The 25,671-nt window shown below is 45.3% G+C and carries 24 protein-coding genes and 1 pseudogene; 6 read left to right on the forward strand and 19 right to left on the reverse strand.

Features of this window, described 5'->3' with window-relative positions:
- Window positions 1-5: 5 nt before the first annotated feature.
- The 7 genes from IEW26_RS08660 to IEW26_RS08690 form a co-directional block, all read right to left on the reverse strand.
- On the reverse strand, window positions 6-824 hold the full coding sequence (locus IEW26_RS08660) for a carbohydrate ABC transporter permease (protein ID WP_188592086.1): 819 nt from the start codon (window positions 822-824) through the stop codon (window positions 6-8).
- Complete coding sequence (locus tag IEW26_RS08665) at window positions 824-1,705, reverse strand: carbohydrate ABC transporter permease (protein ID WP_188592087.1); 882 nt, start codon at window positions 1,703-1,705, stop codon at window positions 824-826. The genes IEW26_RS08660 and IEW26_RS08665 overlap by 1 nt, the downstream gene beginning before the upstream one ends.
- 139 nt (window positions 1,706-1,844) lie before the next feature.
- On the reverse strand, window positions 1,845-3,143 hold the full coding sequence (locus IEW26_RS08670; protein WP_188592401.1) for an ABC transporter substrate-binding protein: 1,299 nt from the start codon (window positions 3,141-3,143) through the stop codon (window positions 1,845-1,847).
- A gap of 855 nt (window positions 3,144-3,998) precedes the next feature.
- Window positions 3,999-4,898, reverse strand: a complete 900-nt coding sequence (locus tag IEW26_RS08675; protein ID WP_188592088.1) for a cation diffusion facilitator family transporter — start codon at window positions 4,896-4,898, stop codon at window positions 3,999-4,001.
- A gap of 254 nt (window positions 4,899-5,152) precedes the next feature.
- The gene (locus tag IEW26_RS08680; RefSeq protein ID WP_229729743.1) at window positions 5,153-5,872 is read right to left on the reverse strand and encodes a hypothetical protein; all 720 of its coding nucleotides are present in this window, start codon (window positions 5,870-5,872) and stop codon (window positions 5,153-5,155) included.
- Between the two features lie 110 nt (window positions 5,873-5,982).
- The gene (locus IEW26_RS08685) at window positions 5,983-7,287 is read right to left on the reverse strand and encodes a sensor histidine kinase (protein ID WP_229729744.1); all 1,305 of its coding nucleotides are present in this window, start codon (window positions 7,285-7,287) and stop codon (window positions 5,983-5,985) included.
- Between the two features lie 119 nt (window positions 7,288-7,406).
- On the reverse strand, window positions 7,407-8,117 hold the full coding sequence (locus IEW26_RS08690) for a response regulator transcription factor (protein ID WP_188592091.1): 711 nt from the start codon (window positions 8,115-8,117) through the stop codon (window positions 7,407-7,409).
- 132 nt (window positions 8,118-8,249) lie between these two features.
- On the opposite strand from IEW26_RS08690, the pseudogene IEW26_RS08695 reads away from it, so the two are divergent.
- Window positions 8,250-8,423 (forward strand): annotated as a pseudogene (locus IEW26_RS08695) (GlsB/YeaQ/YmgE family stress response membrane protein); the annotation flags it as partial.
- 73 nt (window positions 8,424-8,496) lie between these two features.
- Here IEW26_RS08695 and IEW26_RS08700 read toward each other — a convergent pair.
- Complete coding sequence (locus tag IEW26_RS08700; RefSeq protein ID WP_188592092.1) at window positions 8,497-9,264, reverse strand: alpha/beta fold hydrolase; 768 nt, start codon at window positions 9,262-9,264, stop codon at window positions 8,497-8,499.
- A 139-nt stretch (window positions 9,265-9,403) separates the two neighbouring features.
- Between IEW26_RS08700 and IEW26_RS08705 the strand changes: the two genes are divergently transcribed.
- Window positions 9,404-10,021 carry a TetR/AcrR family transcriptional regulator gene (locus IEW26_RS08705; RefSeq protein WP_111270979.1) on the forward strand — a complete coding sequence of 206 codons (618 nt, stop codon included), beginning with the start codon at window positions 9,404-9,406 and terminating at the stop codon, window positions 10,019-10,021.
- 71 nt (window positions 10,022-10,092) lie between these two features.
- Here the strand turns inward: IEW26_RS08705 and IEW26_RS08710 are convergent, their stop codons facing one another.
- From IEW26_RS08710 to IEW26_RS08735, 6 genes are all read right to left on the reverse strand, one after another.
- The gene (locus IEW26_RS08710) at window positions 10,093-12,753 is read right to left on the reverse strand and encodes an ABC transporter permease (RefSeq protein ID WP_188592093.1); all 2,661 of its coding nucleotides are present in this window, start codon (window positions 12,751-12,753) and stop codon (window positions 10,093-10,095) included.
- A complete protein-coding gene (locus IEW26_RS08715; RefSeq protein WP_111270977.1) occupies window positions 12,746-13,438 on the reverse strand; it encodes an ABC transporter ATP-binding protein in 693 nt (230 codons plus the stop codon). Before IEW26_RS08715 ends, IEW26_RS08710 begins: the two co-directional genes overlap by 8 nt.
- Window positions 13,439-13,551: 113 nt before the next feature.
- Window positions 13,552-14,796 carry a HAMP domain-containing sensor histidine kinase gene (locus tag IEW26_RS08720; protein WP_188592094.1) on the reverse strand — a complete coding sequence of 415 codons (1,245 nt, stop codon included), beginning with the start codon at window positions 14,794-14,796 and terminating at the stop codon, window positions 13,552-13,554.
- Window positions 14,796-15,497 (reverse strand): response regulator transcription factor, encoded by a 702-nt coding sequence (locus tag IEW26_RS08725; protein ID WP_188592095.1) that lies wholly within the window; start codon window positions 15,495-15,497, stop codon window positions 14,796-14,798. The genes IEW26_RS08720 and IEW26_RS08725 overlap by 1 nt, the downstream gene beginning before the upstream one ends.
- 247 nt (window positions 15,498-15,744) lie before the next feature.
- Complete coding sequence (locus IEW26_RS08730; protein WP_188592096.1) at window positions 15,745-15,933, reverse strand: hypothetical protein; 189 nt, start codon at window positions 15,931-15,933, stop codon at window positions 15,745-15,747.
- Window positions 15,934-15,997: 64 nt separating this feature from the next.
- The gene (locus IEW26_RS08735; RefSeq protein WP_229729745.1) at window positions 15,998-16,738 is read right to left on the reverse strand and encodes a class I SAM-dependent DNA methyltransferase; all 741 of its coding nucleotides are present in this window, start codon (window positions 16,736-16,738) and stop codon (window positions 15,998-16,000) included.
- 141 nt (window positions 16,739-16,879) lie between these two features.
- Here IEW26_RS08735 and IEW26_RS08740 point away from each other — a divergent pair, with 141 nt between their 5' ends.
- A complete protein-coding gene (locus IEW26_RS08740; protein ID WP_229729746.1) occupies window positions 16,880-18,082 on the forward strand; it encodes an MFS transporter in 1,203 nt (400 codons plus the stop codon).
- A complete protein-coding gene (locus IEW26_RS08745; RefSeq protein WP_229729747.1) occupies window positions 18,069-18,710 on the forward strand; it encodes a TetR/AcrR family transcriptional regulator in 642 nt (213 codons plus the stop codon). The genes IEW26_RS08740 and IEW26_RS08745 overlap by 14 nt, the downstream gene beginning before the upstream one ends.
- Window positions 18,711-18,891: 181 nt before the next feature.
- Here the strand turns inward: IEW26_RS08745 and IEW26_RS08750 are convergent, their stop codons facing one another.
- Together IEW26_RS08750 and IEW26_RS08755 are read right to left on the reverse strand one after the other, a co-directional pair.
- Window positions 18,892-19,929: a ketopantoate reductase family protein gene (locus tag IEW26_RS08750; RefSeq protein WP_188592098.1), complete on the reverse strand. Its 1,038-nt coding sequence runs from the start codon at window positions 19,927-19,929 to the stop codon at window positions 18,892-18,894.
- A gap of 13 nt (window positions 19,930-19,942) precedes the next feature.
- Complete coding sequence (locus IEW26_RS08755; protein WP_188592099.1) at window positions 19,943-20,689, reverse strand: acetoacetate decarboxylase; 747 nt, start codon at window positions 20,687-20,689, stop codon at window positions 19,943-19,945.
- Window positions 20,690-20,838: 149 nt separating this feature from the next.
- Between IEW26_RS08755 and IEW26_RS08760 the strand changes: the two genes are divergently transcribed.
- Together IEW26_RS08760 and arr are read left to right on the forward strand one after the other, a co-directional pair.
- Window positions 20,839-21,723 (forward strand): LysR family transcriptional regulator, encoded by an 885-nt coding sequence (locus IEW26_RS08760; protein WP_188592100.1) that lies wholly within the window; start codon window positions 20,839-20,841, stop codon window positions 21,721-21,723.
- Window positions 21,724-21,940: 217 nt separating this feature from the next.
- Window positions 21,941-22,357, forward strand: a complete 417-nt coding sequence (gene arr, locus IEW26_RS08765) for an NAD(+)--rifampin ADP-ribosyltransferase (protein WP_188592101.1) — start codon at window positions 21,941-21,943, stop codon at window positions 22,355-22,357.
- A gap of 1 nt (window position 22,358) precedes the next feature.
- On the opposite strand, the gene IEW26_RS08770 is transcribed toward arr, so the two are convergent.
- The 3 genes from IEW26_RS08770 to IEW26_RS08780 form a co-directional block, all read right to left on the reverse strand.
- Window positions 22,359-23,537 (reverse strand): MFS transporter, encoded by a 1,179-nt coding sequence (locus IEW26_RS08770; RefSeq protein WP_188592405.1) that lies wholly within the window; start codon window positions 23,535-23,537, stop codon window positions 22,359-22,361.
- Between the two features lie 143 nt (window positions 23,538-23,680).
- Window positions 23,681-23,983 carry an ArsR/SmtB family transcription factor gene (locus IEW26_RS08775; RefSeq protein ID WP_145402283.1) on the reverse strand — a complete coding sequence of 101 codons (303 nt, stop codon included), beginning with the start codon at window positions 23,981-23,983 and terminating at the stop codon, window positions 23,681-23,683.
- Window positions 23,984-24,156: 173 nt separating this feature from the next.
- Window positions 24,157-25,623, reverse strand: coding sequence for a glycoside hydrolase family 1 protein (locus tag IEW26_RS08780; RefSeq protein WP_188592102.1), 1,467 nt, complete (start codon window positions 25,621-25,623; stop codon window positions 24,157-24,159).
- Window positions 25,624-25,671 lie beyond the last annotated feature (48 nt).

Genomic DNA, 25,671 nt, shown 5'->3' on the forward strand with positions numbered 1-25,671 from the left:
CTTAGTTACCCTTTAATTGCTCCGGCAATTCCTTCCATATAATACTTCTGTGTGAACAGGAACACGATAATGATCGGCAGCACCGAAATCATCGTTCCGGCGGCAATCCAGCCGAAGTTATAAGAGAATTGCCCGTTCAGATAAGTCAGCGCCGCGGCGAGCGGATACTTCTGCGGGTCGTCCAGAACAACAATCGGCCACAGGAAGTTGTTCCAGAACGCCATGACCTCCAGCAACCCGATGACGGCAATCCCCGGCTTGACGAGCGGCAAAACCAGTTGGATAAAGATCCGCAGCTCGGAAGCTCCGTCCATTTTACCCGAATCCCGGATGTCGGCAGGAATGCCCAGGAATGTCTGCCGCATCAGGAAGATATTGAACACCGACACCGCTGCTGGAAGAACCACACCCAGGAAGGTATTGCCCAGCCCCAAAGCCTGAATCGTCAAATAATGCACAATCATAGCAGTAGCTGAAGGAATAATCATGGTCGAGATTAGCAGCGTGAACACCAGATTCCGGCCCTTGAACCGAAAGACGGCCAGCGGGTATGCGGTCAGACAGGACAGCAAGATATTGAAGACGACTCCGAGCAGCGTAATGACGACCGTATTCAGAATGTAACGCGGGAAATCCATGAATTTCCACACCTCCACATAGTTCTCGAAAGCAATGAAGGTTGGCAGAATGGCCGGCGGATTCGCAAACACGTTGCGCCCCGGCATCAGCGATACGCTAAGCAGCCATAAGAACGGCCCCATCATGAACAGGGCGAGCAGTATCAGCAGAATGTAAGTAATCAGATAACTCAAGCTACGCGGCATCAATAAGAATTCACCCCGCCTCTCCGGTTGAGCCGAAATACGAGCACGCTAAGCGCCCCAACCAGCACACTGACGATCAGCCCGAGCGCCGAGGCATAGCCGAAATTGAACTGCTCCAGCCCTTTTTGAAAAATATAGACGCTTGAGGTCAGTGTGGACGTCCCCGGTCCGCCCTTGGTCAGTATGTAGACCTCATCGAATACCCGGATTGCCCCCATGACCGAGATAAGCGTACAGAACAGAATATGCGGGCGCAGCAGCGGTAGCGTCACATGCACAATTAGCCTAACCGGCCCGGCTCCATCTACTCTGGCTGCCTCATACAGGTCTGCTGGAATGCCTTGAAGCCCGGCCAGATAGAGCATCATGTAATAACCGAGGCCCTTCCACATCGTAATGAACATCAGGACATACAGCGCTGTGGTGCTAGTGGAGAGCCAGGAGACCTGCTCACTGAGAATACCCACCTTCAACAGCAGATAATTGACCACTCCGTTATTGCCGAGCAGCCAGCTCCAGATCAGCGCCACTGCTACCATGGACGTTACTACCGGGATGTAGTAGGCGGCCCGGAACATTTTGACTCCCGGAATCTTACTGTTCACCAGAATCGCCATCAGGATTGAGAGGATCTGGATTACCGGCACAATCAGCACATACACAAGTGAGTTCCATAGTGAAATCAGGAAATTATGATCTTGGAAGGCCCGGGCAAAGTTATCCAGACCCACGTAATGCGTCTCGGTAATGACCGAATAATCTGTCAATGAGAGCGGTACTCCGTATATAATCGGCCAAAAGGTAAAAACCGCCAGAAACAGCAGGCCCGGTGCCATAAAAGCCCATGCGGTAAACGTCTCGGATCGAATTCCTTTATACATCCGCTACACCTCCCTCTCCTTCAAATACCCCCACAAAGTGTGTCTTTAGCTGAGATGTTTACTCAGATACTTTGCGGGTACCCAAAACATATAAAATTTCTTGTTGGGGGAATCCCCCATCCAGCTATGTTTCAGCAGCTTAGGAACCCTGACTGATAATGTCGTTAACTTCCTTCTCTACCTTGTTCAGCGTCTCTTTGATATCTGCGCCGTTCATCAGAATCTCTTGCAGTCCCCGCGTCAGCGCAGAGTTGATATCCGAGGCGCTTGGCACACCGACCATGTAATCAGTAGCCTTATCCAGACTTTGCGAGGATGCCACCTTTGATTCCGCTTCCAATGAGCCGTCTGAATCGGTGAAGAACGGGTCCTGAATTGAAGCCTTGCTTGACGGCAGTGTATTGGCGACTTTGGAGAAGGCCGTCTGGTTCTCGGCGTTCGTAATGAAGGCGGCGAACTCTACGGCTTCCTTCGAGTTCTTCGACTTTTGTGGCACGACCAGGTTCATAGAGTTGGAGAGACGCAGATTTGCCTTGCCTGTTGGCAGTGGGACAGCAATCGTATTCTTGTAAACATCCGGCGCGGAGGTCTTAATGAAGTTAATGAAGGTCGGGCCGGATAACTGGAAGGCGACCTGCTCACCGGAGAAATACTGGATCTGCTTGCTGAAATCCGCGTCCTCCTTGAGCACCACGCCTTCCTTCATCAGATCGCGCATCTGGGTAATCATCGCTTCGGCTTCCGGCGTATTGAATGCGGCGGCTGTCTTGTCTTCATTCAGAATCGGAATGCCATCGATCGGGAACAACTTGGAGACCAACTGCTGGGCATACCCGGCTGCTCCGGTCTTCTCATGAACCTGACGGGCCCACTCCACCAACTCCTCGCGGGTCTGCGGCGGGTTCGCGGGGTCGAGGCCGGCTTTTTCCACCAGCTTCTTGTTCATGAACAGCACCTCGGTACCTGTATACCAGGGAAGCGCATAAGCTTTGCCGCCGAGCACGGTAGAATTATAGATTCCCTCAAAATAACTCTTTGCCTGCTCATCCGTCAGATACTCGCTCAGATTAAGCAGTGCCCCCTTGCTGCCTAACTGGCTGGCGAATTCGGTGTTCAGATTTACGACATCGGGACTCTTGCCGCTGGCCGTGCTGGTCAACAGGCGCTGCGAGATGGCATCATAAGGATAATCCTTCCACTCTACCTTCACTCCCGGGTGGTTGCCCTCATACTTGGCGATCAGATCATTGAAGTAATCATTGAACGTAGGCTGAAGTGCAATCGTCCAGAATTCGAGAGTTACGTCCTTCGCAGCAGCCGTTGACTGCCCCGCGCTTCCTGTATCCGGTGTACCCTTGGTACTGCCATTCCCTCCGCAAGCCGCAAGTAGCATAAACATCGTCAGCAGCAACAATACTGTGAAGCCCTTCCTGTTCATTCTCACACAACATTCCCCCTTAGTATAAGTGTGAGGTGAGCGCCCTTCCCGCGTAAGTATTCCTGACTTGTTGCTCCCTCTTTGCAAAGAGTATAGCAGAATTTACATTAAAATGAAGTATTTTTCCTAAATTAAATTAAAAAGAGAAATAATTTTTCTTTTTTTGATTTTAAGAGGTAGCGGAAACACCTTCCCCGAGCTTCAATGATAGATTCGCTTTTCAAGAAACATCGGATTTTGATCCGGATTGCCAGTACCGACTTTTGCCCCTTCCATATCGTGGTTCAATCCATTTACTCCTTAGACTCGAATATGCTACATGTTTTTCTGTTGGATCAACGTCCTTTGCTTCAGACAATTCTACAACAAGTCAAGCTTCATTCTCTCCTTCACCAGTAATACAACCCTATCAGGATTTTGGAGCAGTTATTAATTTAAATGTCGGCCAACGCACTTGGGCTACTGGCTATTCATTTCAGATCATCACTACCGATGGGAGCGTTATCATAGAGCCATATAATGATTATGCGTTTTATGCTCTCAGACCAGGGGTTACAGTTATAAGAGCTGATTTTGGTAATGGAAACTGGATGTATTATTCAGTAGTCGTAAAATAATTTAATGCGTACTAATCATAAAGAGAGTACCTTAATCACCAATAGATAGTGAAAAGGTACTCTCTTTTTTAGACTAGTATTAACTTGTATCCCCTACGCCGCGCAAAATCAACAAACCTGAACTTAACTGGCCTATGCCGTGCCTCTGTATACTGGAATTGACTGGCGTCCTCCAGATACACCTGACTTATGGGACAGCCCCTTTCACGTTCTCTCGGGTGCATGTAATTCTCTATGATCACAAGGATTCCTTGACATTTTCCTGCTCGGGCTCAGGCTCTACATGCACATGCACCGTATATACATCATGCTCTTCCAGCAGCTCATTCTCAACATCTGTGCAGATATCATGGGCTTGCTGCAAGTCCAAATCACCTCGAACCGTAATCACCACGTCCACTACAGCATTGCTGCCATAATTCCGTGCTCGTACATCCTTCACCGTCTCGACACCATCAATTCCGGCAATCGTATCACGATATTCCTCAATCAATTCAACATCAAAGCCATCCGTAAGATGGTGTGTAGCTTCTCTGAAAATATCCCATGCCGTCTTGCAGATCAGCAAACCGACGATAATCGCCGTTACCGGGTCAAGCCAAGGCAGACCGAATTGTGAGCCTACAATCCCGATGACTGCACCGATACTTACCCATGCATCCGAAATATTATCCCGTGCGGCAGCCATCACAGCCTGACTTTTAATCCGTGTAGCCAGTCGCTTGTTGTAACGATAAACCAGGTACATAATGATCGCACAGAAAACCCCGGTATACGCCGCAAGAAGATCGGGGGATTCATGTTTGCCTTGAAAAACAGAACCGAAGGCTTCGAACAAGACTTGAAGCCCGACAGCCATCATAATGAACGAAGCAACCAGAGACGCCACGGTTTCTGCTCTCCAATGCCCATATGTATGATCTTTGTCTGCTGGACGCTGTGCGAGCTTCAAGCCAATCAATACCGCAATAGATGCCACGATGTCCGTTGCATTATTCAGTCCGTCTGCCTTGAGCGCCTCCGAACCTGCCGTAGTACCAATAATCAGCTTCAGTGCAGTCAAACATATATAAGCGACGATACTGATGATCGCCCCGCGCTCCCCAAGTTTTAGATTATCGTATCTCTGCTGATCCACTTCAAATTCCTCCTGCAATCTTCAACTCTACTAACACTCGTATGATGGTATCATTGAACATTTGTGTGGGTCTAGAGAAACGTTTTAAGTGTAAGACAACATAGTCTGAGAGCGGCAAGAGTTTAACGAGAATCCAAAAAAGTTGCGTCTGGAAAACATGTTCCCTTGTCGTTTACAATTCAAAAAACCTGTCCGTCTCCGGGCAGGTTTTTTGAAACGAATTTTATAGAATAACTTTAAACATCATTCAAAAATTAATCCAGAAGCGTATAAATCTGTATGCTCTCCACCTTCGCATCCTTGATATGAAACGACATTACATCCACATAGTTAGACGGCTCGTAACGGAAATCGTCCTCTTCATTCGGGGCTCCGTCACCGAGCAACTTCCCTTCAGGATAAGCACTTTTTAGTGTATCCAGACTGTCTCCTACTTTAATATTCCGCGCTGTTGTATATGTGGGTTCTGTTATTTCAATATGAAAGATGGAGTCTTGTTTCCCCTCCGGGATACTGATTGTTTTGATCTCCAGCCCCGGATACGTGTACACTTTTTCCGTAAAACCGATTAATGTGTCCATATTCGTCCCGTCGTCAGCGCTGTAGGTATGAGATTTCAGGTTATCCGGTTTGCCCAGCATCTGTTCCATCTGCTCTTCATTCGCTGTATCGGCAATCGCAATGGTGTGTTCATTATAGACAAAAGCAAGTTCCTTCAGCACAACATTGCCTTCCTTCTCCATCGAACCCTCCTTAATGACTTCACTGCCCTCTCCCTCGGAACTTTCGGAAGGAGACGTATTGGAATTGGCTGCACCTTCGCCTTTGTTCTGTTCATTCGATGCACCTTGTTCAGCCGAGTTCTGGGCAGGAGCTGGAGAATTGGAGTTGCCGGACTGACAGCCCGTCAGTGCCATCGTTAATAAAGCACTAAGCAGGATAAGACTTGCAGATTGGTTCGTTAATTTCATCATGATCCCTCCATAATGTGTGATTTCTTCTTATGAAGTGATTATAAAAAATGCATTTGTTAGTCTCATAACAGAAATGTATCAGTCTTGTAACGTTACTTATTTAGGCTGCTTTACGAACGAGGCAAAACAATCGTCACGGTCGTGCCTTCTCCCAGTTGACTTTCGATGTCAATATATCCGTTAAATCGTGCCACAATTTCTTTGCAAATGGACAGTCCGAGACCCGAACCGTTCGCTGTATTTGCATTCTTTGCCCGGTAAAAACGTTCCTGCACTCGCTCCAGCTCATCTCCCGCGATGCCGATGCCTTGATCACATATCCGTATAACCACTTCACTCGAAGTATGCTCGATCTGCACTTCAATCTGTGACGTATTATCCGAGTATTTGATGGCATTGTCCACAAGGTTGGCGACCGCATGGGACATCAGCATCGGGTTTACGTTCGCATAAATTTTGGTTATACTCTCATCCTGCGGTCCTTCCTCTGCTCTGTTGATTATGATTGCGATTCCTTTTTCCTTGGCCTTGGCTCCCATATTTATAACGACTTGCTGAATCAGCTCGTTCATTTCCGTCCTCTCGACCTCCAGTTCGTCAGAACCAGCCTTGTCGAATCGGGATAGTAATAACAATTCGTTGATCAAACGGGTCAGCCGATCCGATTCCTGCAGCAGATGAGCATAGATCTTATGAAGCTGCTTGTCCTCCGTCTCCTCTTCATACAGATATTGCGAGAAGCCGCGAATAGCTGCCAAGGGTGTCTTGAGCTCATGCGATACATTGGAGACAAATTGCTTCTGGTACTGAATGTAATCATGAAGCTGCTTCCCCATTTGGTCTAACCCTTCAGCCAGCATGCCAAGCTCATCCTTCCGCTTCAGATGAACTCTGCGAAACTCCTGTCTGGAGAAGCTTTGCACAGCGCCAAGCAGCACCTTGACCGGTTTGGTTGTATTGCGTGCAATCCAGAGACTGGATAAGGTAATCAGCACAATAAATCCGCCTGCACCTGCAAACAGGATATAACGTATCTGATCCATCATTGTATAAAAGTACGATATATCCTCAACGAACTCATACACATAAGCGTTCTGGTAGTATTGGTCCTGAATGGGAGTCGCAAAATACAGCAGATGATCTTCCGTAACCGTGTAGGCATAGCTGCCTCCAAGAGCTTTATCTATATTTTTTGCAAAAACAATTGGCTTGCCTTCATTAATGATGATGCCATCTACAGCCAGACCCAGCAGCTGACTGGAGCTGTCGTAGATACGTACTTCCTTGCCAGAAGCTTTCAGCTTCTCCAGAGCAAGTCTGACAATCTCCTTGGTCTGCGGCTCTCCAGATGATGACCTGTGCTGTGATAAAACCTCTCGGAAGGACAACTCGGAGAGATCGGCTTTCTCCATCATCTGTTTCTCAATGGTAACGAAACTGTAGTAGTCAATCGCCTTGTTGATTGCAAATATGATGATGCCAAAGGAAAGCACGGAGAAAAATAAATAATTCAGCAGTAAGCGTGTTGCATATTTCAGACCTCCCCACCTCCAAGCTGATAGCCAAAACCGTAGACGGTTCTGACATACTTCGGGTCGTCCGCGTTATCCTCCAGCTTCTTTCGCAAACGCATAATGGTCATGTCTACGCTGCGACTGTCTCCCATAAAGTCATAACCCCATCCGATCTGCAACAGTTCATCCCGCGTAAAGATTTTGTCAGGCCTTTTAAGCAGCGTTTCCAGAATTTTAAATTCTTTGGCTGTTAAAGACACTGGGATATCATTTTTCAGCACCCTTCGGCTTTCCATATCAAACGTCAGCTCTTCATGAATGATGCGTGTCGATTGAACCTCTGTTGTTGCTTCACTTATGTTTTCCCTGCTCTCGTTTCTTCTCAGAATAACCTTGATGCGGGCCAGCAATTCCCGGTTGTCAAAGGGTTTGGTCATGTAATCCTCGGCTCCCAGCTCAAGCCCTAACACCTTGTCAATGATCTCGTTTTTGGCCGAGAGCATGATCACCGGAATGGCGCGTTTTACGGTGATTTCCTTGCATAAGTCATACCCGGAGCAATCTGGCAGCATGAGATCAAGCACCACCAAATCAGGTTGAAAGGAGTCCAGCAGCTGAAGGCCAGCTCTGCCATCCTCTGCGGTCTGCACATCATAGTTTTCTCGTCTGAGCACCAGCTCAATTAAATCTCGAATTGCAATTTCATCATCAATCACTAGAATTTTCTTCAATGGAATTCCTCCAGTTCGACATATCCGCACATTCATTTTCGTCTTATCCTTCATCGCGTAATAACTCAATGTCTTTACTATAACAATGCTTTGTCAAAAAAACATCGGCTTCCTGGTTCAAGTTGCTCTTTTGTGATTGGAAATATTGTCGCAGGTTTTATTGGTTCCTGGCTAGGAACAGAGCTGCTTGGTGCAAGAGGGCCTGTTGTGGGTGGGTTTCATATCATTCCCGCGATCGTGGGAGCCATTATTGCGTTGCTGATCTTTTTTGCTCTGGCGCGTAGCGGTGCATTCCGAAGACGCTAAAAATAGACTCAAAGCGATAAACCACTCGATCGGTTTATCGCCTTGAGTCTTTTTATTTGGAAAGTTGTATATTTTATTTATTCCATTTCTCAAACCACACTTCCAAGGCATGGACCACCTGCTGAAGCTGCTCTTCTTCTGTGATCTTAGGTTCGTTGTCTCCCTTCTGCATGCCATAGGAGCCAAATTGTCCATGATTTCCGCCCTCAATGCTTACAAAAGTAGTATCTCGGGGCAAGTTGTTTTTAGCTTTTTCCCATTCTTCCCAGTTCAGAACGCCATCTTTGCTTCCCGTAATTTGCAGTGCGGACAAGTCCGTGCCGTCCAGTCTTCCGCCATCATCCGCATAGGATGCCAGGTAAAAGACACCTTTGATCTGATCTGTGTGTGCCGCAGCATATCTTGAAGCAAACACACCTCCTAATGAGTGCCCACCAATAACAAAGCTTTCATCGCCATGTTCCGCGAGAAACGAATCTGCGCGGCTTCCCCCAAACATCGCCAAATTCAGCGGCATCTGGGCAATATAGACCCGGTGTCCCTGCTCCGCCAGTTTTCGTGCCATAGGAGCATAGCTTGCCGGTTCTACCAGCCCTCCCGGGTAAAAAACAACATTAGGCTGTATGATATCCTGATCCTTCGGTTCAAATTGGTATCCATGCCTGATTTCACTTACAAGCACCTTCCCGTCGCTTTTCATTGCGTCTTCTGCTTGTTTGGACGGGCTGTAGGTTACGGATGCCAAATAGGCAAACAATCCTGCAACCAAGGCAATGATGATCACACTGGTCCATATCGCAAATTTTTTCCATCTGTTGCTGCGCGCTGCTGTCTTCGTCATAACCTGATGACCCCACCTTTATAACTTATCGTATTCCTTGACGATTTTTATTATATTTACTGGTAAGTAAAATTACAAGCCCCTTTGCTTAAATGTATCTTTTAACATAAAATATTGATGAAGGAGCGTGTAAGAATCTATGCCAGCACAAGTACCTAAACGTTTACGGGGCAGACCCAAACAGACGGACAATGATATTTCTATCCAGCAAACCATTATTTATACTGCCTCCACTCTTTTTAAAGAATTTGGATACGAGACGGTAACACTTCAGCAGATTGGCAAGAAATGCGGTGTATCCAAACCGACCATATATTATCATTTCGCGAGCAAAGCTGATCTATTCCAGGCGGCCATGACAACAATGCTGCAGAATGTAAAAAAAATTACATCGCGTATGCTGGAGGAAGCAGAGCATTTGCAGGACGGATTGATTCAATTAGCAGAGGCCCGGCTCGCCAATCCGCATGGCCAGATTGAAACGATGATGCGAGAAGCGGAGCCGCTGCTAGAGGAGACACACATTCATGCAATTCGAGATGCGGAGCATCAGATTCATGAAGTATTGGCTGCGCATTTCAAGCTTGCCATGGAGCAGCAGATGTTCCGCGAGGAAGATCCGTTATTTCTGGCAGAGGCGTTCTCTACGTTAATGTTAATGGGCAATCGTGAACATGATATGAAGAAATTTGAGTCGCATCACGTCCTGGCGGAAAAGATTGTGCATGTTTTTCTCAACGGTGTGACCTTATCTTAGATCTTGTTATGAAAGTCAAAGAACCCCCGCGCTTCGCTCGAAAGCTCAGCAGCGAGGGTTCTTTGACGTGGTTAGTTTTCCCCACGCAAACCATCTGTGATTTGAATGCGCTCAAGCCGTCTGAGCGGCCAATATGAAGCTAACAGTGTAGCTGCAATGGCTCCTGCACTCGCGATTAGAATGCTGCTCCATGGGACAAACCATTCCATCTGCACAGCGTTTCTCATTAGATAAGATACGCCGTAACTTAAAGCTGTTCCCAGCACGCTTCCATATATCGCTGCGAATATGCCGTAGAACATGCCTTCCAGCAGTACCATTTTGCGAATTTCCTTCTGAGTCATGCCAATGGCTTTTAATACAGCGAATTCCTTCGTTCGCAGAATGAGATTCGTACTCACCGTATTCAAAATATTCAGGAACGCAATGGCTGAGATGACACCTATGAAGCCATATAGGAAAATATTTAACGTCATCGCATCGTTCCGGGCTTGCTTCATTTCCTCTACCCGATTCTGGTAACTATACCCTGCATCCTTTTGCACAAGGCTTTTGAAATAATCTACAATCGCCCCTTTACCTGTCTCAGGATTGGCTTGAATGAAAATTCTGTCGTAGGTGTTATCACCCGTGATGTTTTCAATCACCTTTGGTGTTGTTATCATTTGAATAATCGCACTTTCGGAGTATTTATCAGAGAGAGGACCTTGATCTGCAATTCCGACAACGGTCACTGTTTTGTATGGTTGCTTATCATGCATTGATCGGACTTTAATTTTATCCCCAACCTTGAAGCGGGTTTGATCAATGATCATCTTGGTTCCTTGTTCGGTGATCATGCTGATTTTCTGGATAACAATGACACCATTTTCATCGTTCATCTGGCTTGCATCAATGCTTCCGGACGTGAGTTTGGGACGAAGCTCCTGAAGCCCGTTTAGACCGTAAGACATCAGAAAGTTGTTCTCCATCCGATATCCATTTTCCTTTTCAACCGTGTACATTTCTTTCTGCTGCTTGTAATAATCCGGATTCACTTCATCTTTCGGAATGATCGCCTGGAGCTGATGATTGTAAAAAGGATAGGCTTGGTTAACTCCATCAAGTGCAGCCAGCTTGTTATACACCGAATTAGGGATACGTTTATTCATACCCTGATATTCCAAGGAGTAAGAGTAATTGATGCCCGATGAAGAGGTTGTGCTTAATGTGTTCACCAAGCCGCTAAACACAATGTACATGACAATGCTGATAATCATTGAAAAGGCCGTAATGCGAAATCTCTTTCGGTTCCGCCGAATATTTCGACTGGCAAACCTTCCTTCGAATCCAAGCCATTTGCTTCCAGCAAAAGACAAGCGTTTGAAGCGTTTGAAATCCCCCTGCTCTACCACCGTGCTACCTGAGGTTTTCAGTGCTTCAAGTGGCGAGACGCTGGATGCCAGCTTGGCCGGACCCAGCGCTGACACATAGACAACGATCAGTCCTAAACCGGCAGCCGCAAGTAGAATAGGTACTGAAATAATCATGTGCATATCGTTCAAGAAACCTAATGTCAGGAAACTGATGTTATAGAATAAAACCTTCATCAAAATGGTTCCTGTAAACAATCCGATCGGAATAGCAATTAAACTAAGCACAGTTGCTTCCTTAAATACAATTTTGCGGATCTGAGCGGGTGTGGCACCTATACATCGCAGCATGCCAAATTGAGAAATGCGTTCAAGCACTGAAATATGAAACGTATTGTAAATTACTGCGCTTGTGCATCCCATAATGATAAGAACAACGGCTGCCAATGCATACATTGAACTTTGGTTAACATTGCTATAGGTACTCTTGCCAAACAGTTTGAGCAGTTCATTGTTATATTCGATCCGAATATTTTTATTTACGGATTCCCGGTTCAACTCCTGAGCCGAATCCTGATCTACGCTTTCCCAACCCAAGGATGACAGAATGGCTTCCGTTTTGTCCTTTATGTTGTCCATTGATTTCATCGTGGCATAGATAAAGAAAGTCTGAGAAGGATCGATTTTTTGATGATCATCATACGTAATTGCTGAATAGATAAAGGTGGATGACCACATTACATTTTTGGCTGGTTTCATCACACCGACGACGGAATATTGCTGTTTCATGCGCGGTTTGAATTTCTCATCCAGGTCCCAACCATAATCACCAACGGAGTTCGCACTCTTCACCTTTCCTGTGGAGGCTTCGAGCCGATCTCCCAGGTTTAGCGTTATCTTATCTCCAATTGCTGGTTTCGAAGCGAACGTATTCAGGCTCCAGGATGACAGGATGATTTCGTTAGGCTTTTGCGGCAAACGTCCACTCTCTAACTGAACTTGAAGCTTGGACATGGCTTGCGAGTCGTATCCTTTCACATTCAAATAACGATACGGCGCAGCAAAAGGGTTTTCCTTTTGCTCCTTTTCACTCGTGGAGCTTATGATTGCATAACCAATACGATGAATGACTCCCGCACTGCCTATGGCGGCCTGATTCACAATACGAGGTACGTCTTTGCCTGATACCCCATTGAACGACACTTCATAATCTCCATAATCCCGAATTGTCTGACGCACCAGTTTGTCCTGATAACTCATGGCAAGTGTGCCGACAGCCGTAAGAAGCGTTACCGATAGAATGATGCCAACAATGGTAAGTATGGATCTTTTTTTCTGGCCAAGCAAATATTTCTCCGTGAGGCCTGTATACTTACGCATGGTGCTCGCCTCCAGATTGCTGATCGAAAAGAACCCCGTCTTTAATGTTCACAATGCGATCCGCTCTCCGGGCTATATCGGAATCATGTGTAATCATAATCAAGGTTTGATTGTATTTTCGAACCGAATAGGTGAGCAAATCTACAATTTCCTTGCTGTTTTTGCTATCCAGATTCCCCGTCGGTTCGTCAGCCAGAATGATCGAAGGTTTGTTAATCAACGCGCGTCCAATGGCTGTGCGCTGTTGCTGTCCACCCGATAGCTGGTTAGGGAGATGATGCTTTCTGTCTTTTAGCCCGAGTACGTTCATTAGTTCGTCTGCGTAGTCTTCATCGGCTTGACGATGGTCGAGCAGCATAGGCAGTTTAATATTTTCCTCTGCGCTTAGAACCGGAATCAGGTTATAGGCCTGGAAAATGAATCCGATCTTTCGTCTTCTGAAGATTGCTAAATCCGCTTCGTTCATAGAGTATAAATCTGTCCCATCAATATGGACTTGTCCACTTGTTGGGCGATCTACACCTCCAAGCAGATGCAATAACGAACTTTTCCCCGAACCGCTGGCACCAACAATGGCGACAAATTCACCCTGTTGAACCGTTAAATTAATCTGTTTCAGTGCATCGACTTTGGCGTCGTTACTTCCATATGTTTTACATAATTCATGCGTTTTTAGAATTTCCAAAGCATGTGCCTCCTTCATGAGCTGTGAACAACTGCTGTATTCATATGGGTTATTATAGGCTCGGAAGCTTACGTTAAAGTGAAGAGGAAGCTTACGTTATTGTAAGCTTCCTCTTAATATACTGTTTTCATGAAAGTAATTCGGAATTCGGCTCCCTTTCCAGGTTCACTTGAAACTGAGATAGTTCCACCCATACCTTCAATAATAGACTTCGTCAGGGACAGACCTACCCCGGTACTATGAGGTTTGGCATTACTTCTTCCGCGGTAAAACCGGGTGAACACATGAGAAATTTGATCCGTGCTAATTCCTTCTCCTTCATCCCGGATGATAATCGAGTGAAACAAGCCCTCGTCCTCCATCGTAATGTACACTTTGCCTGATACAGGAGAGTGCTCCAGCGCATTTTTAGTCAAATTAATAATCGCCTCGGTTAACCATTCTTCATCCGCATGCAGAAGCATGCCCTCGCCGCCCCGAACGATGATAGTCTGTCTCTTCTGCTCCGCCAACGTCTGCAACGTCATCACGGTTGATTCAATAATGTCTTTTGGTTTAACATTTTGCATTTGAAAAACGATAGCACCCGCTTCCACTCTTGCCAGCTTCAGCAGGCTGATAATCAGCCATTCCATGCGTTCAATCTGCTGCCTGCTTCGTTCCAGAAAAGTGGTTCGTATCTCTTCTTTCATATGTGGATCATGCAGCATATTGTCATTAAACACAAGCAGGGATGCCAGCGGTGTTTTGAGTTGATGCGATATATCCGTAAGCAGATGGCTTAGAAATGTTTTCTCCTGCTTTAGCTGATCCACACTATGACTTAGTCTGCCTGCCATCATGTTAAAGCTATGACCAAGGGCACTGAAGTCTCCCTCAGCATTCTCAGGCAATGAGGTATTGAATTGACCTTCCACCACCTGCTCTGCTGCATGTGTAACACGGCGAATTCTGGAAAACAGCTTGCGATACTCCCAAAATAAAAGCATCAAAACCGGGATACCACACAGAAAAAAGATCAACGCCGTATTCCCGGGCAATACAGCGCCCGACAGGGCAGGCTGATCCTGAATGTTCATTTGCTCTGTATACCCGTATTGAGACAATATTTGTTTACCTAACGTAAGATCCTGTTGGTCTGAACCTTGAGTAATATTATGAACGAGCTGATCTTCGAGCTGTGGCTGCTTACTTAACACTTGTCCAACAAAGGCCGCATGCTGGTTTACAACTGTTTCATTGATGCTTTGTATTTGCTGGTTCATCACAATGTATATAAGGACGGCCAAGCCTAATTGAACAAGAATGAATTTGGTGAAAACAGATTTCCACTCCGGATTACGGATGACTTCGTTCATCAGCGGTACGCTCCTGTCGTTTCAGCGTTCCATTTGTATCCAACCCCACGAATCGTAACAATATACTGAGGTGCGGCTGGCGTTTCCTCCACCTTTTCCCTTAATCTGCGTATATGTACGGACAGCGTATTATCATCAATGAATTCACCAGAGACATCCCATAACTTCTCAAGGATCGATGTCCTGCTGCATATTTGTTTGGGATGGGACATTAACATGAGAAGCAGCCGGAACTCCAGCGTTGTCAGCGGGACTTCCATTTTATTTTTGAAAACAACACCTTCTAACACACGGACCTCAAACTCTCCGGATTTCCATATGTTTGAATGCTGTTCAGGACGGGAATTACGCCGCAAAACGGCTTTGATTCTGGAAAGCAACTCCTTGGTGCGAATCGGCTTGGTCATATAATCGTCAGCACCCAGATCAAGTCCTGCGACCACATTGATCTCTTCATCCAGCGCGGTTAGAAAAATGATCGGCACCTGTGATTCCACACGAATCTCCTTGCATAATTCATATCCCGTTCCGTCAGGCAAATTGATGTCCAGCAAAATAAGTTCTATCTCCGTCTGCGCAAAAGCGTCGCGAGCTTCCTCCAAGGTTCCCGCATGAGTGACCTTATAACCTTCATTCGTTAACGTATACTCTATCCCAAATACAAAATTTTCATCATCTTCAACAAGTAAAATGTGTTTCATTGCAGCACCCCTATCCTAGCGTAACCTCTTAAATCCAAGTGTATGTGCTCCATCATTCTACTAAATGTCACATTTGAATTACAAGGAGGGGCTTGTTGCGGTTTCTTACATGAAGATGTTCTGCTGCTGACGGGAAAAACAAAAAAGACAACCGATGTATGGATCGGTTGCCTGTGACGAGAAATGATAAAACGACCATGTGGTATAAAAAGCGCAAGATGCCTTTGTATTCTCTCCCGAGAACTATTTAATTCGCTAACTTCTCCGGGTTTTTCACTTTAATGGAAACGACCTCACCACAGTTCAGACAGATCGTATACACACGTTCAGAACCAAGCGACATCTTTTTATCTAAAGGCCGCAAATTAATAAAGTCGGTTGCCTCCACAAAGGATGTACCTCCGCAATCGTTACAAGTTCTAAATATTGTTGTCATAACAAATATTCTCCTTTCTACTTATGTAGTTTTAACCTATCATTTCAATCATTTAAATGCTTACTTACCCTTTCTTACATACACTAATTACCATTGGGCTTGAAGGTTCAAACGGCGTTTGATCCCAATTCGCATATTGACTCTCCACGGCAAAACCTTGCTTTTCAAGCAGCTGTTGCAGTATCTGCACATCTGTAAATCGGCAAGCGATGCGTGACGTCGTTTGACGATGCCCCCAGTCCCGGATGGTCGTCCAGTGCATAATCTGGTTCCCGGCATCATACTTCTGGTTACCCGATACATTGACGGTCACACCATCCATATCGGTAAATGTGCCCCAATGCTCTTCTTCCTCATCCGACAAATCTGTCCCGTCCGGATTTCGCATTTCAAATGCAAATATACCGCCGGGCTCCAGAAGGTTATACACGGTTTGCAGCAATGCGTGCTGATCCTCATCACTCAAAAAAGCCTGAAATGCATTTCCCGTCAAAAAAATCATGGAAAAGCGCTGATCGGTTTCAAATGTACGTGCATCTGCTTCGATAAATTTAACCGGTAGACCCTTCGCTTTGACCCTCGCATACGCGAGCATGGGCTCCACAATGTCCACTCCTGTGATCGGTATGCCCCTTTCGGCTAAAAAAAGCGCCACTAGTCCGGTCCCGCAAGCCAGTTCCAGCACATGCCCCGGATGCTGCTTCGCTAGTTCAAGGAAAAATTCATATTTGTCAGTTTCGCCGCCAAATTCAAGATCATAATTCATTGGATCTCGGTACTCTTCCTGATTGTTGTGATCAATCAATACATCTCAACCTCCTTCCATAAAAAATGTATTTACAACAGGAATTATAACACACTATAATGGTTTACATTGAGTAAAGGTTAACAACGTGTTAACCATCGCGAAAATGACTACATGACGGAGAAGGAGAAATTTAAACGTATGAGTTCGATGACACAATCTACCCGCTTTCCGATGTTCATTCTGATGTTAAATCTGTTTATTGCTTTGTTAGGTCAAGGGATGCTGATTCCGATCTTACCAGAGTACCTGAAGTTGTTTCATGCAGGGGGGACCGTTGCCGGATTTTTGGTAGCGGCCTTTGGCGCAGCCCAATTTCTTTTTTCGCCGATCGGAGGACAATGGGCTGACCGTTTTGGACGTAAAAAGCTGATTATGGCTGGCATGTTTCTTGTTGTCGTGTCAGACCTTATCTTTGCGGTATCCACATCTCTGCCTCTGCTCTATATCGCTCGTTTCATCGGGGGAATCAGTTTAGGTCTGATGGTTCCAGCCAATCTGGCATATGTTGCTGATATTACGACTCCTGAGACCCGTGCCAAGGGCATGGGTTATTTCGGTGCATCGATGAACCTCGGTATGGTACTTGGGCCAGGTCTGGGCGGTTTTATCGCCGAGATGGGTGTGCGTATGCCTTATTTCGTCGCTTCCGGTCTGGGTCTGGTTGCGGCACTTCTTACCCTTCTTTTGCCAGAGACTCTTCCACCTGAAAAAAGAACGATCTCAACGGAGAAGAAAAAAGGGGTTAACATGGGCAAACAAATCTGGAGTTCGTTCAAGGTTCCCTATTTCGGATACTTGTTAATTATTCTTGTTATGACCTTTGGTCTGATGAGCTATGAAACTGTATTCTCACTGTTTGCAGAGTATAAGTACGGTTTTAATGCCTCAACGATCTCTATTATCATCACCATGGGGGCGATTATCGGCATCGTAGTGCAGATCTGGCTGCTGGACTTTTTTGTGAAACGGTTAGGTGAAATCAAGCTCATCCGTCTGTCCTTAATCATGACCCCGATTGCTCTTTTGCTCATGTTAATCAAGGTGAATCTGATCTTCCTGTTATTTGCTTCAGCACTGTACTTTGCTTTCAATGCATTTCTGCGCCCAACTGTCAGCTCGCTAATTTCGCAAAACGCTGGCGATCGGCAAGGTTATGCCTCAGGCCTGAATACCACGTATTCCAGCTTAGGTACCGTCTTTGGCCCGCTTGTTGCAGGTATACTGTTTGACAAAAACGTAAACTTTCCGTATATTTTTGGTGCCTTTATGTTACTGGCGGCGTTAACACTTACCCTGAAGACACAACGTTCCAGGAAAGGAAATCGGTATGCAACTGAATGAGAATTGGCATCAGCAGTTAAAAAATCAGAATCGTGATGAGCTGATCGAAGCGGGCAAGCAACTGTTTCTAAAGCATGGACTGCTTCAAGTGAAAATCAAAGACATTTGTGCAGAAGCAAATCTTAGCCGAGTGACCTTCTATAAACATTTTCAATCCATCGATGAGCTGTTGCTCACTATTCAGATGCAATTGGTTGAAACTATGACGGATCATGTAAGACAAGCTGCAAAGCCGAATGGTAGTGGCCGTGAACAACTAGCTACAATGCTGAACGCCTGGGTTTCTTTTGCCAAGATGAATCCTGACCATATTCGTTTTATCCAGTTGTTTGATATCAATTATGAAGTTGTTCATTTTCAGCAAGAACTGAAAGATACCTATGAGCGGTTTATTCAAAACGGTAAAGAGAACCACTTCCTGCTTCAAGCATTGATCTCAGGAGTTGCCGACGGCAGCATCCGTAATGCTACACCTCCGCTTAAGCTGGCGCAGTTTATATTTACGGTGATGATGGGCATGCTGCAGAAAATGTTTACACAGCGATCTCATGAACTACATCAACTGGATGATCAGATGACGAAGCAGTTGGTCAATATGCTGCTGCAGTATGCTGCGAATGAGGATTAAGGATAGGTTATTTTGTGAAATAAGATTAGACAGATTAAGCAACGATTCCAGCGATAGACTTTGCAAAATAAAAGAAGCCTTTCCTCTCATGTTTACTTCTTGACTCATGTGGAAGGAAAGGCTTCTTTATTTATGTTTTATGTTATGATTTCGACATTACACCAAGCTTCATGCTTCAAGCTTACACCCGTGCCACATTCAAAAGCTGTTCGAAAGCATGAATGTTGGTTGCAAACTCAGGTACGTTGCGTGCTTCTTCTGCGGCTTCGACGAGTTTAACCACCATATCATTATATGGTGTTGCAATGCCCACTCCTTTTGCCTTGCTCGAAACTACGCCGTTGATGTGATGAATCTCTGTTTTACGTTGTTTCTCCAGATCCTGCAGCATGCTTGCTTTAAGCAGTCTGGAAGGTTCCATTACCTGGCGCAGCGTTTGAATACGTGCCGGGATTTCCTTTTCGCTCTGCAGCTCCAGTGAAGCCATATCGAATCCGTTCATGGTGACAAAAGAAACACCGTTTGCATGTCCAACCTTGATTGTTTCGTCAATAATGTGAACAGCACTTCGAATACCTGTCTCATGATCCAGAATATCTCCATACGTCCCGTTCAGTGCAGCGGACAAGCCACTGAAAGCATTGTTGATCAGCAGTTTTGACCATTTGGTTCCTATCAGGTTATCCGAGATATGTGTACCGCCAACCAGATCCAGCACTTCTTTTACACGACGAATTCGTTCGGTCGTTGCTCCGTTCAATTCTCCGATCTGGAATGCATACTGCTTGAATTGAGGATACGCCGTGGTCAGACTGGATACGCCAGGTTCCATGAACGTAGCGCCAAATTCAACCGAACCAGCAATAACACGATGTGGCCCGACAATAGATGCCACGCTGTCTTCAGGAATCCCGTTCTGGAGAGAGCATACGATGCTATCTTCATGCAGGTATGGAAGCAATTCTTTCAGCACTGATTCATTGAACAGCTGTTTCGTTAACAATAGCACAAGATCATATTGACCTGACTTTTGTTCAGGGGTGATTGCTTTTACTTTGGCCTGAAATTCGGTCGTCCCGGTGACTTTCGCTCCTGTCTGATTCAGCGCATTGACATGCTCCTGGTACGTATCAATTAACTCTACATCCATTCCACCATCGGCCAGATAAGCTCCAACGATAGTTCCTAGTGAACCTGCACCTACAATCGCAATTCTCATATGTGTTGCCTCCTTATTTTTGTTCCAGATAGTTATATACAGGCTGTGCCGCATTTAAGGTTAGATTGGTAAGGATGTGGGAAGCGGACACAACTTCAAGCACTGGTAAATCTGCCAGAGGCGCAAGTGCATGCTCAAACAACTGCAGCCGGGCTGGCCCTGTCCAGGCTTCCTTCACCTCGATATCGGTAATTTGGGTACGGATCAAATCGCAGATGCGCAGATTACCGGTATAATCCGTAGCGATTTTGATCATAAAGTTGGGACGGCAGATTTCCTTTTTGGCAAGCTCTTTGTCCAGCTCCACATGTTTGAAACCCATCGTTGCTGTCGCAACCCGCAGTGATCCATAGTCCAGCGTGCCCACAAGGGTATCGGAGTCTGTGTACAGCTTGGGAGCACCGAGCTTTTTCGGATAGGCAGTTAACTCTCGTCCGCTCGCAATGGCGGGGAAATTATCCACGTACATCGAATGCACATAATCCCCTTCTTCCCCATTGAATTGCACAGGAATGACCTGTCCAGCTTCGGTGTATGCGCCGAGTCCGGAAACATCCGGCATCCACATCACTTCGAATTTCACCAGTGGTTCGGTGATTTGCAATGGCTCGGGAACAGCTGCGCGTAAAGCTTGCTCATCCGTCCGATAAATGATGTTAAGGTACTCGCGGTTGACGAATTTATAAGGTGGCATCGGATATGCCGGGGCTGTTAAAGGTGTATTCAGATTTTTGGCAATATTGTGCACATCGATTTTCATAAAAAGACACCTGCCTTTACATCAAGTTATTGGTTGATTGTTTTATTTGATTATTTGCTATAAATAAAGTCTACATCTTTCTTTAAATTTAATATAATACATAATAAGTACTATATATATTTATTGAAATAAATAAGGAGTGCATACAAATGGAGCTTCTCCAGCTGAAATATTTTCAAACCGTCGCATATACGGAACATATCTCCAAAGCCGCTGCACAGTTAAATATCGCCCAGCCTTCGTTAAGTCTTACGATCAAGCGGCTGGAGGACGAGATGGGTACACCCCTCTTTCATCGAAAAGGCAGAAATATTGAATTAAACGCGGCGGGAAAAATTCTGCTGAAGCATGTCAACCGGATTTTTGTTGAATTGGAAAATGCACGGCTGGCAATCAAGGAAAAGCATGATGAGCTTTCTTCGCTGATCCGTATTGCGATTTCGAATTCGAGGTTTCTTTCGGGGCTGATCAGTGAATATATCGAAGTGTGCCCAAGCGCTCAGCTCCACCAAGGGATTGCAAGTCGAAGTGACATTGTGACACAGCTGAAAAAAGGAGATATTGATCTGGGGATCACGGGTCACCCCATTGTGGATGAGGAGATTGTAAGCGTGGTGCTGGTTGAGGAGCATATTGTGCTTGTTCTGCCTTCCACCCACCCATATAGCGGGGAACAGGAAATCTCATTACATGCGGTTGCCAATGAACCTTTCCTGGCGCTCGCCAATAATGATGAATACCGCCGATTTACCACGATGTTATGTGAGAAAGCGGGGTTTGTTCCGCATCTTGCTTTTGAGGTTGATTCACATACATTGGTCGAGATCATCCGACTGGATCGGGGTGTTGCATTACTGCCGATCTCCGTCTGCCGTAATCTTGGACTGCACTACGTTCCTATAACTGACGATGCTGCAATCTATCCCATCAGCCTGTCATGGGTAAAACATCGAAACTTCTCACCGTTCTTAGAGCAGTTTCGCGACTTTATTACCTCGTATTATGTGACCAATGCTTCGATATTCAGAGTATAGATCGCTTTGGGCACTACTTTAAACAACAACATAAAAAAGTCGCTATAATAGCGACTTTCGTGGATATATATACGTTTTGTGCTTCGACAGTACCGTTCAATATCGTTCTCTCTACTTCAATTATAATGTTTTTAAAAATAATATAACAGACTGTTTTTTCACCAGTGCCTCCACTATACTGCTAAATACAAATCTAAAAAAGTAGAGGTGTGTCCGTATGGATGACAAACAAAATGTCTTGGATCCAGGTCCTTTTTTTCACGGTACAAAAGCAGAATTAAACATTGGCGATTTATTAGAGCCACAATTTTTATCCAATTATCAAGACAAAAAGTCGAATCACATCTACTTCACTGGAACATTAAATGCTGCCAAATGGGGTGCTGAATTAGCCAAATCGAGTGCAAAGGAACGAATCTACATTGTCGAGCCCTTAGGCGATTTCGAAAATGACCCCAACGTAACGGATAAAAGGTTCCCTGGAAACCCGACTCGCTCCTACCGATCCAAATCACCGCTAAAAATAGTAGCCGAATTAGCTTCATGGGAAAGACACTCCGACGAAGAAATTAATCATATGGTGGCCTCTTTGAAAAAGCTGAGTGAAGAAGGCAAAAATGTAATCTATGATTAATTCAGCTTAGTTGCTGATTGACATTTACTTTTGAAACGACATTCACTTTATTCAGGATGACCAAAGCAAATATGGCAATTACAATTCCAGCAGCACCAAGCCATGTAATGGATGAGAGGGAAAAGCTCTCGACAGCAATTCCACCCATACCAGCGCCTGCTGCCATAGCAAGCTGCATCATGGACTGATTAAGACTTAACATCACTCCTGAAGCTTCCGGTTCAATAGTCGTTAGATGATATTGTTGCGTTGGACCGGATGACCAGGCGGAAAAGGACCACAGCAAAAGTACGATCATTACGCCCGCTAATGTATGGGTTACAACGGACAACAGGATCAGCATCATAATATGCAGTGTAAATCCACCGAATAATGTTCGATTAACGCCCCATCGATCCGCACTGAGGCCGCCAAGTTTGGAACCAATCATGCTTGCGATACCAAATACAAGCAAAGCTCCGCTGAGATATTGTTCATTTATTTCCGACACTTTAAGTAAATAGGGAGAAAGATAGGTATAAGTGATGGAGTAACCTCCAAGCCAAAAGAAGGTAATCGCTAAACCCAATGCAACTTTAGGTTTTTTCAATAGACTTAGCTGCTGTCTGAGCGGGACAGGTACGTCCCCCTTCATACGTGGGATGGCAAAAGAAAGAATAACCATAGCGATGATCCCCAAAAGTGCAATTGCGCCAAACACAGATTTCCAACCCAGCGTATCGGCTGTGATTCGTCCAAGAGGTACACCAACGATTAAAGATGCCGTGAAGCCCATAACCACTGTAGCAATAGAACTTGCTTGTTTACCTGCAGGTGCAATTTTAGCGGCAATGTTCAAAGCAGTGACCACGACAACTCCTGCCCCAATCGCCATCAGGATACGAGCAACGACAAAGAGTCCATATCCTGGCAGGACAAATGCAAGGATATTGGAAACAACAAATATGCCCATACTGATAATGATTAACTTCCTTCTGTCCATACTCGCGGTGACTGCCATTAGAATGGGTGTACATAGAGCATAGATCAAAGAAAAAATGGTGATTAGCTGACCTGCTGCAGCCAATGAGACATCTAAAGAAGCAGCTACCTTATCTAAAATACCTGATAAAGCATACTCGGAAGTCCCGACCAAAAAACTAACGATTGCCAAAATGTAAACTTTTGAACTTGATGACATCAATTGAACACCACTCCTTAATAAATTAATAAAATGTTATATCTAAATTTGTAGATATACATAATTACAAAATGACATATTGTGAATTGTCGATATGAAATGCCAAAGAAAAACTGAATTCTTGGTAAGAACTCAGCTGCAACTTACATATCACTCATCATATAACGAGTAAATTCAGCTATCGCTTGCTCGTCTCTCTGATAATACGTAAATTTGCCTATCCGTTTGGTTGTAATCAGCCCTGCCCGCTGCAATATCGTCAGATACTGGGAAGCCGTTGACTGTGTCATGTTGAGCTTGTCGGTTATTTGACTTACACACACCCCTATCTCGTTCATATCCACTCCTTCGTGGGGTTCGAAATGCTCATCAGGTTCTTTGAGCCATTGCAAAATCTGAAATCTGGATTCATTCGAGACAGCTTTTAAAATTTCAATTGGATTCATAATCATCATTATATCGATATTTTGCGATATGTCAATTTAAAGTGGTTGTTTTATTTTTTTGGTCAGACTTCAGGGATGTGAGATCACATATAAAAAGACTGCCACACCGGCAGCCTTCTTATATGTGCATTAAAATATTAGTGCTTGATTAATGAGTCCTGATTGCAATTGAGTTAAAGAATCTCTCCGTTAGACTCAATCACTTGTTTGTACCAGTAGAATGAATCTTTACGCGTTCTATCCAAAGAACCATTGCCTGCGTTGTCTTGATCTACATAGATAAAGCCATAACGTTTACCCATCTCGGAAGTAGAGCAGCTGATGATATCAATTGGTCCCCAGCTTGTGAAACCCATCAGTTCCACACCGTCAGCTACCGCTTCCTTCATCTGCTCGATATGGCTGCGCAGATAATCAATGCGATACGGGTCATGCACCGATCCGTCTTCTTCCAGCTTATCCGTAGCACCAAGACCATTCTCTACGATGAAGAGCGGCATGCGATAGCGATCATACAATCGGTTCAGCGCGATGCGAAGACCAATTGGGTCAATTGGCCATCCCCACTCGGTAGCTTTCAGATGCGGGTTTTTGATCTGACTTACCAGCATACCGGAGTTGCTGTTGTCGTTCGGGTCGTATTTTCCGATATACGTCATGTAATAACTGAATGCAATAAAGTCCACCGTATTGTCGCGGATAATCGCATCATCTTCAGGGCCTTTCACCAGTTCAATGCCTTGTTCTTCAAAATATCTTTGCATGTAGGACGGGTACTCCCCACGTGCCTGTACTTCCGGGTAGAACAGGTTCATCTGATCTTCCTTCATCGTCTGCAGCACATCTTCCGGTTTGCTGGAAGCTGCGTACGTCTCCAGACGGCAGATCATACAACCGATTTGGGCATTCGGCATCTTCTCTTTACCACTTTTCACAGCAAGCGCACTCGCTACAAACTGATGGTGCGTTGCCTGGTAGGCTACCTGCTCCGGTGTACCCTTGATTTTATCTTCCAAAATGCCGCCGCCCGTATACAGGCTGGTCAGCATCATATTCATCTCATTGAAGGTAATCCAGTATTTCACTTTATCTTTGTAACGGTCAAACAGTGTGTTGGCAAATTTCAAGTAGAGATCAATCATCTCGCGACTTTCCCAGCCGTTGTATTTGCGGGTTAGCTCAATTGGCATTTCATAGTGCGAGATCGTAACCAGCGGCTCAATGCCGTATTTCAACAGTTCGTCGAACACTTTATCATAGAAAGCAAGCCCTGCTTCGTTAGGAACCGCTTCTTCTCCTGTCGGGAAGATTCGTGGCCAAGCGATGGAAAGGCGGAATACTTTGAAGCCCATCTCTGCAAACAAGGCGATATCTTCTTTGTAGCGATGATAGAAATCTACGCCATTACGTTTCGGGAAATACACATCGGTATTGCCGCTCAAATATTGCTCCAGCTCCACGGAATTAACGTCAAACGTGAAATCTTTGCCATTACGCTCTTCATGCGGCACATAAGGTGCCATATCAGAGGTGGAAAGTCCTTTGCCGTCAGCATCAAATGCGCCTTCAAGCTGGTTGGCAGCGGTAGCTCCGCCCCATAGGAAGCCTTTAGGAAATGAGTGTTTTGTTGTTTGTGTCATGATGGTTTCTCTCCTTTTTTTGTGTAAATATAACGTTTGATTTTAACT

The organism is Paenibacillus silvae (genome assembly GCF_014639235.1).
In the GTDB taxonomy this organism is placed as follows: Bacteria; Bacillota; Bacilli; order Paenibacillales; family Paenibacillaceae; genus Paenibacillus; species Paenibacillus silvae.